Source organism: Limnohabitans sp. (genome assembly GCF_031539175.1).
Taxonomy (GTDB): domain Bacteria; phylum Pseudomonadota; class Gammaproteobacteria; order Burkholderiales; family Burkholderiaceae_C; genus Limnohabitans.
Map to the genome: position 1 here is coordinate 1 of NZ_JAVKLQ010000009.1, position 14,003 is coordinate 14,003.

13 protein-coding genes are annotated in these 14,003 nt (G+C 56.5%); 7 read left to right on the top strand and 6 right to left on the bottom strand.

Annotated elements, in window-relative coordinates:
- From RMS95_RS02235 to RMS95_RS02250, 4 genes are all read right to left on the bottom strand, one after another.
- Nucleotides 1-760, bottom strand: a 760-nt coding sequence (locus RMS95_RS02235) for an AAA domain-containing protein (protein ID WP_310643207.1), incomplete at its 3' end; no start/stop codon positions are given.
- Between the two features lie 57 nt (nucleotides 761-817).
- A complete protein-coding gene (locus RMS95_RS02240) occupies nucleotides 818-2,317 on the bottom strand; it encodes a DEAD/DEAH box helicase (protein ID WP_310643209.1) in 1,500 nt (499 codons plus the stop codon).
- An 82-nt stretch (nucleotides 2,318-2,399) separates the two neighbouring features.
- On the bottom strand, nucleotides 2,400-2,975 hold the full coding sequence (gene dcd / locus RMS95_RS02245) for a dCTP deaminase (RefSeq protein WP_310643210.1): 576 nt from the start codon (nucleotides 2,973-2,975) through the stop codon (nucleotides 2,400-2,402).
- 39 nt (nucleotides 2,976-3,014) lie between these two features.
- Nucleotides 3,015-4,067 (bottom strand): adenosine deaminase, encoded by a 1,053-nt coding sequence (locus RMS95_RS02250; protein WP_310643212.1) that lies wholly within the window; start codon nucleotides 4,065-4,067, stop codon nucleotides 3,015-3,017.
- A 118-nt stretch (nucleotides 4,068-4,185) separates the two neighbouring features.
- On the opposite strand from RMS95_RS02250, the gene RMS95_RS02255 reads away from it, so the two are divergent.
- From RMS95_RS02255 to RMS95_RS02285, 7 genes are all read left to right on the top strand, one after another.
- Nucleotides 4,186-5,430 carry an FUSC family membrane protein gene (locus RMS95_RS02255; RefSeq protein ID WP_310643214.1) on the top strand — a complete coding sequence of 415 codons (1,245 nt, stop codon included), beginning with the start codon at nucleotides 4,186-4,188 and terminating at the stop codon, nucleotides 5,428-5,430.
- 6 nt (nucleotides 5,431-5,436) lie between these two features.
- Nucleotides 5,437-6,333: an FUSC family protein gene (locus RMS95_RS02260; RefSeq protein WP_310643216.1), complete on the top strand. Its 897-nt coding sequence runs from the start codon at nucleotides 5,437-5,439 to the stop codon at nucleotides 6,331-6,333.
- 287 nt (nucleotides 6,334-6,620) lie between these two features.
- Nucleotides 6,621-7,619 carry an ABC transporter substrate-binding protein gene (locus tag RMS95_RS02265; RefSeq protein ID WP_310643218.1) on the top strand — a complete coding sequence of 333 codons (999 nt, stop codon included), beginning with the start codon at nucleotides 6,621-6,623 and terminating at the stop codon, nucleotides 7,617-7,619.
- A gap of 2 nt (nucleotides 7,620-7,621) precedes the next feature.
- The gene (locus tag RMS95_RS02270; protein ID WP_310643220.1) at nucleotides 7,622-8,437 is read left to right on the top strand and encodes an ABC transporter ATP-binding protein; all 816 of its coding nucleotides are present in this window, start codon (nucleotides 7,622-7,624) and stop codon (nucleotides 8,435-8,437) included.
- A complete protein-coding gene (locus RMS95_RS02275) occupies nucleotides 8,434-9,234 on the top strand; it encodes an ABC transporter permease (protein ID WP_310643222.1) in 801 nt (266 codons plus the stop codon). Before RMS95_RS02270 ends, RMS95_RS02275 begins: the two co-directional genes overlap by 4 nt.
- Before the next feature lie 5 nt (nucleotides 9,235-9,239).
- Complete coding sequence (locus tag RMS95_RS02280) at nucleotides 9,240-10,613, top strand: amidohydrolase family protein (protein WP_310643224.1); 1,374 nt, start codon at nucleotides 9,240-9,242, stop codon at nucleotides 10,611-10,613.
- 45 nt (nucleotides 10,614-10,658) lie between these two features.
- A complete protein-coding gene (locus RMS95_RS02285) occupies nucleotides 10,659-11,711 on the top strand; it encodes a Rieske 2Fe-2S domain-containing protein (RefSeq protein ID WP_310643226.1) in 1,053 nt (350 codons plus the stop codon).
- 21 nt (nucleotides 11,712-11,732) lie between these two features.
- On the opposite strand, the gene ggt is transcribed toward RMS95_RS02285, so the two are convergent.
- The gene (gene ggt, locus RMS95_RS02290; RefSeq protein WP_310643227.1) at nucleotides 11,733-13,325 is read right to left on the bottom strand and encodes a gamma-glutamyltransferase; all 1,593 of its coding nucleotides are present in this window, start codon (nucleotides 13,323-13,325) and stop codon (nucleotides 11,733-11,735) included.
- Entirely contained in the window at nucleotides 13,322-14,002 is a 681-nt protein-coding gene (locus RMS95_RS02295; RefSeq protein ID WP_310643229.1) for a GntR family transcriptional regulator, read from the bottom strand. Before RMS95_RS02295 ends, ggt begins: the two co-directional genes overlap by 4 nt.
- Nucleotide 14,003: the final 1 nt, after the last annotated feature.

The following is a 14,003-nucleotide window of genomic DNA, read 5'->3' on the forward strand; positions in this document are numbered from 1 at the left end:
GGATGGTTTCCAAAATGGCTTGCACCAGCGTGGTGGTTTTGCCCGTGCCGGGCGGGCCGTGGATGATGGCCACGTCTTGCGCCGAGATCACATGGCGCACCGCCACCAGCTGCGAGTCGTTGAGCGCACTGGGGTAAAACAGGTCGTCGGCTTTGGGTTCGCGGTAGCTGGCTTGCCGCACGCCCAGCAGCACATCGCGCAGTTCGGCCAAGCGGTTGCCGTGAGCGCCGATGACGTCGTTCAGGGCTTGGTGCATCTCGCGGTAGCTGACCTCGTCAAAGGTGAGGTCAATGCCTAGCGTGCTTCCGTTGAGGGTGCTGCCGTTGAGGGTGCTGCCGTTCCGCACCCAGTCGGGCAGCTCTTCTTTGGTGGTGGCCAGCACCAGCTTGTTGCGCCGCACGCTGGTCACCACGCCGCTCAGCACGGGTCGATCTGATGCCGAATGTGCGCCCGAATAGCCGGGCGCATTGCTGAACACACACGCGTTTTTACCCACTTGAAACAAGTGCAGGTCTTGCCGATGCGCAGGCCGCTCCAGCTCCAGCTCCACCTTGCCACCAAAACCGATGTCTTCTTGGGTGATGGTGACGGGGTACCAAGTCAGGCCACGCCGACGCCGCTCTTTGATGCTGGCACTGGCGTTTTTGAACTTGAACTGCGCCTGGTCTTCCTTTTGCTCCAGTTGCATGAGCGCACGCACATGGCGTAGCTCATGTTGAACGGCGCGAAGATCGGTGCGGGTAACGTCGAGATCAGCCAAAGGAATAGGGATTTAAACCGTTCACCAAAAGAAAACGCGCTGATAGCGCGTTTTCTTTTAAGTGGTCGACTTGAACAACGCCGCCATCACCCGCTTGGGCTTGATGTTGGCTGACTTGCGCAGTGGGTCGGGGGCCACGGGCGCTGCGGCTTCGGCGCTGCGCACAGTCGCTTCATAGGGCTTGTCAAAGAATGGATCGTTCTTGATGCGCGGCGCGGGCACGTAGCCCACTTCGCGGCTGCGGCGGCTGTCTTGCTCGCGGGGGCGTGCATCGCGCGAGGCATAGCCTTCACGTGGGCGGCTAGAAAACTCTGAACGCTCACCACGTGGCTCGCCACGAGAGAACTCTGCACGCGGTTCGCGTGAGTCGCTGCGCGAATCATTGCGAGGTTCACGACGCTCACGCGAGCGGTCTTGCTCGACGGTCACGTTTTCTAAGGTGATCTTGGTCTTGAGCAATTTCTCAATGTCGCCCACCAAGCGTTGGTCGCTGCCCGACACAAAGCTGATGGCTTGGCCCAAAGCGCCAGCACGGCCTGTGCGGCCAATGCGGTGCACATAGTCTTCGGCGTTGAAGGGGATGTCAAAGTTGAACACCGCTGGCACGTCTTTGATGTCCAAGCCGCGAGCGGCCACATCGGTACAGACCAACAAATCGACTTCGCCTTTTTTGAAACCTTCAAGGGCTTTCAGGCGTTCGTCTTGGCTCTTGTCCCCGTGCAAGGCGCTGGTGCGAAAACCGTCGCGCTCTAGCGAGCGGGCCAAACGGGCGCAGCCGAGTTTGCTGTTGCAAAACACAAAGGCTTGCTTCATGCCGTTGGTTTTGATGAGGTGGCGCAAGGCGTTGTACTTGTCGTCCACGCTCACGCTGTAGAACTGCTGCGTGATGGTGGCGGCGGTTTCGTTGGGGCGCGCCACTTCGATGGTGACGGGGTTTTGCAAGTAGCTGCCAGCCAAGCGCTTGATTTCTGGCGAGAACGTGGCCGAGAACAGCAGCGTGGTGCGCTGTTTGGGCAAGTGGCTCAAGATGCGTTGCAGGTCTGGCAAGAAGCCAATGTCCAACATGCGGTCGGCTTCGTCGAGCACCACGTATTCAACTTGGTTCAACACCACGTTCTTGGCTTCGATGTGGTCGAGCAAACGGCCAGGGGTGGCCACCAACACCTCGACGCCTTTTTTCAGCTCGATGGTTTGGGGCTTCATGTCCATGCCACCAAACACCACCATGCTGCGCAGGTTGGTGTGCACCGCATATTGTTTGATTTGCTGGGCCACTTGATCGGCCAACTCACGGGTGGGCAACAGCACCAAAGCGCGCACGGGATGGCGTGCAGGCGAGGTGGAGCTGTTTTCGTGTTTGAGCAAACGTTGCAGCAACGGCAGCGAGAACGCCGCTGTTTTACCGGTACCGGTTTGGGCTGCACCCATCACATCTTGGCCCGTCAAAACCACCGGAATGGCCTGAGCTTGGATGGGGGTCATGGATTCGTAGCCCATTTCGGCTACGGCGCGTGCCAGCGCGGGGGCCAGCTGCAAATTGGAAAAAGAGGTCGTCATGTCTGGGGCATATTGTCGCATTGTGTGCGGCTCAGCCCAAAACAGGCGTTTTCGCCTCGAAACAGGCGTCTAGCCAAACGCTTTAGGTCTTTGGCAGCGTGACGCCGACTTGGCCTTGGTACTTACCGCCACGGTCTTTGTAGCTGGTTTCGCACACATCGTCTTTGTCGCTCTCAAAGAACAACACTTGGGCACAGCCCTCGCCTGCGTAGATCTTGGCGGGCAGTGGCGTGGTGTTGGAGAACTCCAAGGTCACATAGCCTTCCCACTCGGGCTCGAACGGCGTGACGTTGACGATGATGCCGCAGCGGGCATAGGTGCTCTTACCCAAACACACAGTCAACACGTTGCGAGGAATACGGAAGTACTCCATGGTGCGGGCCAGCGCAAAGCTGTTGGGCGGGATGATGCACACGTCAGACTCGATGTCCACAAAGCTCTTAGGATCAAAGTTCTTCGGGTCCACCACCGTGCTGTAGATGTTGGTGAACACCTTGAACTCGGGCGCACAACGGATGTCGTAGCCGTAGCTGCTGGTGCCGTAACTGACGATTTTTTCGCCAGCGGCGTTCTGACGAATCTGGCCTGGCTCGAACGGCTCGATCATGCCGTGCTGCTCAGCCATGCGGCGAATCCATTTGTCTGATTTGATGCTCATGGGCTAATTTTAGGGCCTCGTCAAAGCCCCCTGCTTTCTTCAGTTGTCGCCTTCGACAAAACGCTCAAAACACAGCTTGAGGTCATGCAGCCATTTTTGGCGCTGTACCTCGGGTACAAAACTGGCTTCAAAGCTGTTGCGGGCCAGCGAATACGCCTGCTGCGCGTTCATGCCTGTGGCGGCAAAGGTTTGCAGCCAGTTCTCGTTCATGTAACCACCAAAGTAGGCGGGATCGTCTGAGTTGATGGTCACGCACAGGCCGGCATCCAGCAATTGGCCAATGTTGTGGTCTTTCAAGTCGGGGAACACGCACAGCTTTTGGTTAGACAACGGGCACACCGTCAGTGGCACACGGTCTTTGGCCAAACGTGCCATCAGCGCAGCATCGTGCACGGCTTGCACGCCATGGTCGATGCGCTCCACATGCAGCACATCCAAGGCACTCCACATATAGGCAGGTGGCCCCTCTTCGCCCGCATGGGCCACCAAATGTAGGCCATGGGCGTGCGCCAAGGCGAACACGTTTTTGAATTTTTCGGGCGGATGGCCCACCTCGCTAGAGTCCAACCCCACACCGATGAATTTGTCTTTGAACGGCAAGGCATCGTTGAAGGTTTGCAGCGCGGCCTCTTCGCTCAAGTGGCGCAAGAAGCACAAGATGAGCTGTGCACTGACACCGAGCTGCGCCTGAGCATCCACACACGCGCGGTGCAAGCCGTTGATGACGGTGGCCATGGGCACGCCACGCTCGGTGTGCGTTTGTGGGTCAAAGAAAATTTCGGAATGCACCACATGGTCAGCGGCTGCGCGTTGCAGATAGGCCCACGCCATGTCGTAAAAGTCTTGTTCGTGCAACAGCACACTGGCACCCGCGTAGTAAATGTCCAAGAAACTTTGCAGGTTGGTGAAGGCATAGGCCGCACGCAAGGCTTCGACATTGGCATACGGCAACTTCACACCATTGCGTTCGGCCAACGCAAAGATGAGTTCAGGCTCCAGCGAACCCTCGATGTGGATGTGCAGCTCGGCCTTGGGCATCTCGCACAAGAGCTTGGGCAAATTGACAGTGGCAACGGCGTGGACTTTGAACATAAAAACCTCCAGAGATGAAAGCATGCTACCCAACAATTGCATGGTGAGGACAACAGATATGCCACGTATCGTGCCATCCAACGGATGGCCTGAGTATGGTTCTTGCTTTGAAAGCCCTATGGAAAATTTAAGTTTGTTCAAGCGCACCTACAACCGGGACGACTTCACACGCGGTGCACGCGCCTTACTGGCTTTGGGTTTGGTCTTTGCCGTCGATTGGTTAGCTGACTGGCAAGGAGAACTGATGCCTGTTCTTCTCGGTGTGATTGCCAGTGCGCTCACCGAAACCGATGACCACTGGCAAGGCCGCCTGCGGGCTCAACTCATTGCCATGAGCGCATTTTCTGCGCTGGCCTGGGCCGTGTGGGCCAGCTTGCCTTGGCCGGTTTTGCTGATGGCCGTGCTGGCCCTGTCTGCGTTCAGCTTGACCATGCTGGGCGCTTTGGGCGAACGCTACCGCGCCATCACCTTTGGCGCTTTGGTTTTGTTTTTGTATGTGGCGCTTTCGGCACACACCAGCCGTAGCCATGCCAACATTTCTACACCGTTGCTGCTCACTGGCGCAGCTTGGTATGGCGTTGTATCGGTGCTATGGGCGGCCATATGGCCACAACCACCTGTCCGGTACCGCCTTTCCAAGCTCTACATCTTGCTGGGCGAATACTTGCGATTGAAAGCGCAATTGCTGGAGCCCATTCGGGAAGCGGATCTGGCAGAACGGCGCATGAACTTGGTGTTGCAAAACGGTCGAGTGGTTGATGCACTCAACGCGGCCAAAGAGAGTTTGCTCAGCCGGATTCAAAGCGGCCCATTGCCTAAATGGTTGCAGCTCGCCATGCAGCAATATTTGGCAGCACAAGACATTCATGAACGCGCCAGCTCTTCGCATGAAAACTATCACGTGCTCTCTGACGCTTTTTTCCACTCGGATGCGCTGTACCGCAGCCAACGCGTCCTGATTTTGCTGGGCCAGCAAGCCACGCAAGTAGCTGCCGTCATTCAAACCCAAACACCCCCCAAGCACCAAGGTGCAACCACACGCGGGTTAGAAGACTTGCATGCGGCCATCCAGCACATCGAAGTGACCGACCAAGTGCAACGTCCCTTGAAAGCCTTGCATGCACTGAGTGACAACCTCACCGCCACAGCCAGTGTATTTGCGAGCATCTTTACCCTCGCACCCAACGAGGCAGACCATCAACTGCTCGACCGGCAACCCGCCACGCCTCAAGAAGCTTGGGCCCGCGTACGCGATCAGCTGAACTTCAGCTCTCCCTTGTTTCGTCATGCGTTGCGCTTGAGTGCATCCTTAGTGGCTGGTTTTGCTGTCATGCAAGCCACGCACGACCCGATGGGCTATTGAATTTTGTTGACCATCGTCTTCGTCAGCCAGCAACACTACGCAGCCACCTTGACTCGGCTGATGCAACGCACCTTAGGCACGGTGGTGGGTTTAGCCCTCGGCTGGGCATTGACACAGTTGTTCCAACCTGCCTTGGTGCAATCCGCGCTCATCGTGATTTTGGGGGCCGTCTTTTTAGGCAATCGACACACACGTTATTGGCTGGCGACAGCTGCTGTGACCACCTTGTTGGTGCTGAGCTTTCACCAAATCGGCATGCGGCAAGACCTATTCCCAGAGCGGTTATGGGACACCCTGATCGGATGCGCCATTGCAGGCGTGGCCTCTTGGCTACTCCTACCCAATTGGCAATGGCGACTTTGGCCCAAACTCAGCGCCCGCAGTTCGCGTGCGCAAGCCGCCTACTTGGAGGCCATCGTGCGTCAATACCAACTCGGTAAAGACGACCATTTGGACTACCGCTTGGCAAGACGCAATGCACACAATGCAGACGCCGCCCTCTCAAACGCTTACTCAGCCATGCGCAAAGAGCCATCGCGGGTGCGCCATCACGAAGCATCGAGTGGTCGATTTTTACTGTTGTCACACACCCTGCTGAGCTATCTCTCCGCGCTCGGAGCACACCGTGATGAATGGCACGGCACGCCGCTCCCCCCTTTCATTTTGAACTCGGCCAGTACTTTGCAAAAACAACTCACCGCATTGGCCCAAGCGCTAGAGGATCATCGCCCTTCGTCTGTGCCAACGTCCTTGCTCAATGACCACCTGACGTTCAGACCCGATGCCCATGAACCGCACAGCGCGCAAGCGGTAGAACGTTTGTGGCAAGCGCAATTACAACTGGGCTTGCAGTTGATGCCCGAGTTAGCACAACACGCCACACAGTTCAACAACGCACCTTGACACGCCCTGCTGGGTTATCTCAAGCACCGAATTCATGCGTACTGAGACAACCAGCACGCACTGCGCACCAAAATCTTGCGCTACTCACAACGCAATCGCTTGCTTTAGCTGGTCCAGCAATTGCTTACTCTGAGATGGGGGTAGAAGCGTTCAGCCTGTATGCATGACACATACAAGCAGGAAATTGCCACCGATACGAGCCGCCTTGGCAGGCTGCGCGTGTCGGCTGCACAAGCGACACACACCCTGCCTTGGCATTCAAGACTTTTCTCTCACCAGAGGTCCACATGCCCAAGTTTTCTTTTTCACGTCGACACCTACTCGCATCCTTAGCCCTTGGTGCAACGCTGTTCACCCACGGCCTCAGCCACGCACAAGCCCCTGAAAAGATCACGTTCCTCACGAGCTGGTACGCCCAAGCCGAGCACGGTGGCTTTTACCAAGCACTGGCCACGGGGCTTTATCAAAAGGCAGGTCTGGATGTCACGCTGAAAATGGGCGGACCGCAAATCAACGGGCTTCAACTACTCACAGCTGGCCAAGCAGACTTGATCATGGGCTATGACTTTCAAGTCATGAGTGCCGTTGAAAAAGGCCTGCCCGTGACCACGGTGGCCGCCTCGTTTCAAACCGATCTGCAAGGCATGCTCACGCACGATGACGTCAAGTCATTGGCCGACTTGAAAGGTAAAACCATCTTGGTCGCCACGTCAGGGCGCAGCAGCTGGTGGCCTTGGCTGAAAGCGAAATATGGCTACATCGACGAGCAGTCCAAGCCCTACACCTTCAACCTGCAACCCTTCTTTGCAGACAAGAACACGGCGCAACAAGCCTACCCCTCGTCTGAGCCATTCCAAGCTCAAAAAGCCAACGAGCCTGCCAAGTTCTTTTTATTCGCCCATGAAGGCTACCCCCCCTACGGCACCACCATCGTCACCACACAAGACATGATGAAAAGCAAACCCGACACCGTGAAACGCTTTGTGCGCGCCACGATGGAGGGCTGGGTCAGTTATTTCAAAAACCCAGCGGCTGGCAACGCATTGATCAAAAAGGACAACCCCAATATGAGCGACGAGCAACTCAGCTTCGCCTTGCAACAGTTGAAAGACTTGAAAGTCCTCAGCAGCGGAGACGCGGCTAAGTCTGGCGTAGGCACCATCACCGAAGCACGCTGGAAAAAAACTTATGAATACCTCGTCACTGAAAAGCTCATCAAGCCAGAAACGCCTTGGAGGAATGCCTTCAATTTAGACGCCATCAAAGACGTCCATGTGATGCCCTGACTATGACAACCTACGCCACCACACTGACGCCTGTGATCGAAGTTCTTTCGGCACACAAGGTCTACGCCAATGGGACTCAAGCACTGGCGCCTGTGGACTTGACCATTCAAGCGGGTGAGTTCATCACACTGATCGGCCCATCGGGCTGCGGCAAAAGCACATTGCTGAAGATGATGGCGGGGCTACTCACGCCCACGGATGGGCGCATCCGTTGGTGGCGCTCAGGCTTTGACACGGTGGGCGACGAGGGCAAAAAAATTTCCTTTGTGTTTCAAGAACCCACCCTGATGCCATGGAGTCGCGTCGCAGCCAACGTACAGCTGCCATTGGATTTAGCGGGTATTCCTAAAACTGAAAGCGCACCAAAGGTCCAAGCCGCACTAGAACGAGTCGGCTTGGGTCGCTATGCGGACCATTACCCACGCGAACTTTCAGGTGGCATGCAAATGCGTGTGTCAATTGCACGGTCTCTGGTCACGGCTCCCAATGTGTTGCTGATGGATGAACCCTTCGGTGCGCTGGATGAAATCACACGCAATCGGCTGGATGAAGACATGCGCCAACTCTGCACCGATCGCAATTTGACAGTGATCTTCGTCACGCATTCGGTGTACGAAGCGGCATTTTTGTCTAACCGTGTGATCGTGATGGCGGCACGTCCAGGACGCATTTTCGCCAGCTACGAGATCACAGACCGTGCGATTCGCAATGCCGACTACCGCACCTCAGCAGAGTTCGGACATCACTGCACAGCGCTATCGGCCTTGTTACACCAAGCCAGTTTAGAGAGTGGCTCAGGCAATGGAGAGGCTGTATGAAACGTCTGATTGATTCACCAAAATTTGTGCAGTGGGCCGCCCCTGCTCTGGTCGGAGCTGTACTGCTGACCGTATGGGAGCTGACCTGTTGGTATTTTCAGGTCCGTGAATTTTTAATTCCTCGCCCAAGTGTGATTGCACAAACCTTGGTGCAAGACTTCGGCATGCTCGTCACGTCGCTGTGGGTGACACTCAAAATCACACTGGCTGCATTTGTATTAGCCACGGTCATTGGCTCACTCATTGCCTTCTTGTTTGTGCAAAGTCGCTGGATTGAGTTGAGCCTTTTCCCCTACGCTGTGCTGCTGCAAGTTACACCGATTGCAGCCATCGCACCACTCATCATCATCTGGATCAAAGACACCATGGTGGCCTTGACGGTCTGCGCAACCATCATTGCCATATTCCCTGTGATCGCCAACACCACCTTGGGGCTTCGCAGTGTCAATCCAGGGCTGGCTTCGCTGTTTCGCATGCAGCGTGCCACACGTTTGCAAACCTTGGTGCGATTACGCATCCCCAGCGCATTGCCTTATTGGTTTGCAGGTCTACGCATTGCCAGTGGTTTGTCTTTGATTGGTGCTGTCGTGTCTGAATTTGTAGCGGGCACAGGCGGACAAGGCGCGGGCTTGGCTTATCAAATTTTGCAAGCGGGTTTTCAAATCAACATTCCCCGCTTATTTGCCGCCTTGTTGCTCATTTCAGTCGCTGGCATTGCCTTATTTGCAGCCATGAGTGTGGCTGGCAAAGTCGCCATCGGTGATTGGCATGACAGCGAAAGCCAAACAGAAAGTTAAACACCATGACTTCATTTTTGATTCAAAACGCACACGCCATCCTCACGGGAGCAGAAGGCGTGACCGCGCGCACCACCAGCACGGACATCCGAGTAGAAGCAGGCGTTATCACGGCGCTAGGCCAACTCAGCCCCCATCCTGGTGAGCAACGCATTGACGCCAGCCATGGCGTGGTCTATCCCGGCTTTGTCAACACGCACCACCACCTCTTTCAGTCCTTGCTCAAAGGCGTCCCCGAAGCGTTGAACGTGCCGTTGTTTGAGTGGCTGCAAGCGGTACCTTACCGATACGCCCCTTATTTGGACGACGCCTGCCTCGAAGCCGCCGCCACGCTGGGCATGGTGGAGTTGCTGCTTTCAGGTTGCACCACCGTGGCAGACCACCACTACCTGTATGGCCAAGGCGTGCATTACGACCCGACCGAATTGATGTTTGAAGTGGCCGACAAAATGGGCCTGCGTTTTGTATTGATGCGCGGCGGTGCCACCCGTGGACGGACCTTCGCGACCGATGAACGTTTGCCGATGCCCACAGAACCCTTCGATGTGCTGCTGAAGTCCATCGAGCAAGCAGTGCAAACGTACCATGATCCAAGCACTGCGGCATTTCGCAAAGTTGTCTTGGCCCCAAGCACGCCGTTTTATTCATGCTCACCCGACGAGTTGCGTGATATGGCAAGGTTCGCCCGAAGCCTCAATATCCGCATGCACAGCCATTTGTCAGAAACAGCAGACTACGTGAGCTTTGCCCAAACGCAATGGCAGCAGCGCCCAGTGCATTGGTGCGCGGAGCATGAATGGATTGGCCCAGACGTGAGCTTTGCACACATGGTTCACTTGAATGAGGCCGAGATCGCCCTCTGCGGCCAAACTCAAACCGCTATCGCCCATTGCCCTCAAAGCAATGGACGCTTAGGCAGCGGTGTGGCCCCCGTACAAGCTTTGCACGCCGCAGGCGCAACGGTGGGCATTGGCGTTGATGGCGCTGCGTCCAACGAGGCGGCAGACATGATCAGCGAGTTGCATGCAGCTTGGCTGATACACCGTGCCCACAAAGGTGCAGGCGCTCAAAGCGTCGAAACCTTGGTGCACTGGGCAACGGCCAGCGGCGCCAAACTACTGGGACTCGACCAAGTCGGCCTGATTGCACCCGGCATGCAAGCTGACTTGGTGATTTACGACATGAATCACCCACGTTACGGCGGCCAACACGACCTCGCGACAGCCCCCGTCACCGCTGGCGGCAGTCCACACATTCGTCACGCTTTTGTGGCAGGTCGCGAAGTGGTACGTCATGGTGCTATCCCCGGTTTGGACATGGCGGAATTGCTGCACAAAGTACGACGACTGACTTCGCATTTGCGCTCAATCTCCCCTTGACCCGTAGCGCATCACGACACCACCTCTTTTCGATAGGACACTTTCATGCTCGTCACACAACAACCCGTTTTCCGAAAATTTTGGCACGCCGTCATGCCACTGAACGCACTGGCAGATGGTCCTAAGCCCTTCACACTTTTAAACGAAAACATCGTGCTCTTCATCGATGCACAAGGTCAGCCTGCCGCCTTGCGAGACCGTTGCTGCCATCGCACGGCCAAACTCTCCAAAGGTTGGTGTGTCAACGACGAGGGAAAGACATGCGCAACAGGCAACATTCGCTGCGGCTACCACGGCTGGGTGTATGACCGCGAGGGCATGGTGAGGATCATTCCGCAATACGATGCTGACCGCGCCATTCCGAAAGACTACAAAACCAAGGCCTACCATTGCGTAGCGAGATATGGCTACGCATGGGTAGCGCTCGAAGATCCCATCGCCGACATTCCAACCATTCCTGAGTTTGAAGCCGAAGGTTGGCGCACGATTTATCAGTTCTATGAAACGTGGAGCACCAGCCCTGTCCGCGCTTTAGAAAACAGCTTTGACAACTCGCATTTCAGCTTTGTACACAGAGCCACCTTTGGCGTAGCAGCGTCTCCAAAGCCCAGCAAATACGAATTAATTGAGGGGGATGGAGGCTTTTATGCCGAGACCATCATTGACGCCGTCAACCCCGTTGAGTTTCAAAAAATCAGCGGCGTGACCGATGCCATCACCACGCGCCATATGCGCAATGCTTATTTTTTGCCATTCTCGCGCAGGCTCGACATTGAATACCCCTCTGGTATTCGTCACGTCATCATCAACTGCTTCACACCGATTGATGATGGCCACATTCAGCTGTGTCAGTGGCTGTTCCGCAACGACACCGAAACCGACTGCCCTGAAGCCATGCTGGTTCATTTCGATGAAGTGATCACGCGTGAAGACAAAGACATTTTGGAATCTACCGATCCGGATGCCTTTGTCGACCTGCGTCGACGTGGCGTGGAGTATTCGATGGATTCAGACCGTCCCGGCATCTTGATCCGAAAACACCTGATGGCCCTGTTGCAGGCGCACGGCGAAGAAGAAGTGTTTCACCCAGCCCGTTAAGCCCTCAACAGCGAAAGTGGCTTACCAAGCCGACACGCAGCCATCGCTGCGTGGGTCTTCACCGCCTTCTATCCAACCGTTGGGGTGCAACACCAAAGCACCGGCATGGCCCATGCGCTCATCAAAGTCAGACACCACCTCGACGGGATGGCCCAAGGCTTTGAGGCCCTCCACCACGTCGGCGGCATAACGCGACTCGACTTTCAAGGTCGTGCTTTGCTCCGCCCAAGTTCGGCCCAACAACCAGCGTGGCGCGGCGACCGCTGAGCGCACGTTGTGCCCGCCCCACACGTAGCGCGAAAACACCGCCGCTTGCGTCTGTGGCTGACCTTCGCCACCCATGGTGCCGTAAACCAGCAAACGTCCATCGTCCAACTTGGCCATGGCTGGGTTGAGGGTGTGAAAGGGTTTGCGTCCCGGCTCTAAGCTGCGCAGCTTGCCCGGCTGCAAGTCAAACGAACAGCCTCGGTTTTGCCACCAAAAGCCACTCTCGGGCAACACCACGCCGCTGCCAAACTCAAAGTAAATGCTCTGAATCATGCTGACCGCACGGCCTTGGTCGTCCACCACGCCCATCCAAGTCGTGTCGCCATCCGAATTGGGTGCGGGCCAAGGGCTGGCTTTGTCCGTGGGCACAGCATCGGCCAAGCCTTGCACCACCTCTGGTCTGAGCAAGGCAGAGGGGTCGACCGACATGTGGGCAGGGTCGGTCACGAAACGGTCGCGCACGATGAAGGCTTGTTTGGTGGCCTCCACCAAGGCATGCATGCCGGCCACGTTGTCTGGGTTCCAGCCTTCTTGGCGAATGCGGTCGTAGACACCCAAGATGAGCAACGAGGCCAAACCTTGTGTGGGTGGCGCCATGTTGTAGACGGTCGCGTCGGACAACTTCAAAGACAAAGGGGGCTTGACCACGGCGTGGTGGTTGGCCAAATCTTGCGCGGTGATGGGGCTGCCTACGGCCGCTAAATCACGGGCGATTTGTTGCGCCAACTCGCCACGGTAAAAATCATCCGCACCGGCTTCTGCCAAACGTGTGAGTGTGGCTGCCAGTGCGGGGAACGCATGGCTGTCACCGTAGCGCGGTACCTCGCCTTGCGCATTCAAGAAGGCGGGGGCAAAGCCCGGCTGATGTTGCAACTCGCCCAATTTGTTGCGCGTGTTGGCTTCTTGGCTGTGCGTGACCGGAAAGCCTTCACGGGCGTAAAAAATAGCACTTTCTAACAACCGGGCAAATGGCAATTTGCCGCCCCAATGCGCTTGGCTGTAAGCATAGGCCGCACCCCATCCAGAAATAGTGCCCGCCACGGTGTTGGCCGCCAAAGGACCACGCCAAGGAATGGTGGCCATGTCGCCATACAAAGCACGGGTCACCCCCGCGCCCGCAGCACCACAGGCATCGATGGACTGCATCTCTTGCCCAGGCGCATGCATGAGCCAAAAACCATCCCCACCAATGCCTGTCATGTGTGGATAGACCACCGCTAAAGTCGCAGCCACTGCAATGGTGGCCTCGATGGCATTGCCACCTTCGCGCAAGATGTCTAAGCCCGCTTGTGAGGCCAAAGAATGGGGGGCGACGACTGCGCCTCGACGACCAAGAATCGGGTTCATACCGTGCTCCAAGAAGGGGTCACGCGCGCGGCTGCGCTGCGTGCAGATAAAAGATGGCCGCGCATTTCGCGGTAACACGTCACCACGTCACGCGCCAGCAAGGCTTCGACAATGACCGAGTGTTCTTCATAAGACGCCGACATGCGCGCCATGTTGCGAAATTGCGTGCGTCTGAAGGTTGAGATTTTGTGATGCAAGCCCACCACCATGTCAATCAACACGGGATTGTGACAACCTTGAATGATCACGTTGTGCAAATCACGGTTGATCACATCGTAAGCATCGGCATCTTCGCTTTGGATGGCAAGCCGACTTTGGGCATGCAACTCAGACAAGCGTTTGCGCTCGACATCACGCATGCGCACCGCAGCATGTCGTGCACAGGTGGCCTCTAGCTCGCCGATCACTTCAAACATTTGGTCCAACTGCTCGGAGGTCATCTCCGCCACGACCGAGCCACGGTTTGGCCGATTGGCCACCAAACCCGTGCTGGCCAACTGCTTCAACGCCTCACGCACCGGCGTTCGCGAGACCTGAAAGCGCGTGGCGAGCGTGGTTTCATCCAAACGCTCGCCGGGTAAAAAGACGCCCAAGGCGATGTCGTCCGCAATTTTTCGGCACACCTCGTCCGCCAAACCGCCTCGGCTGCGTGCGCTAGATTTGAATTCGGCCGACATA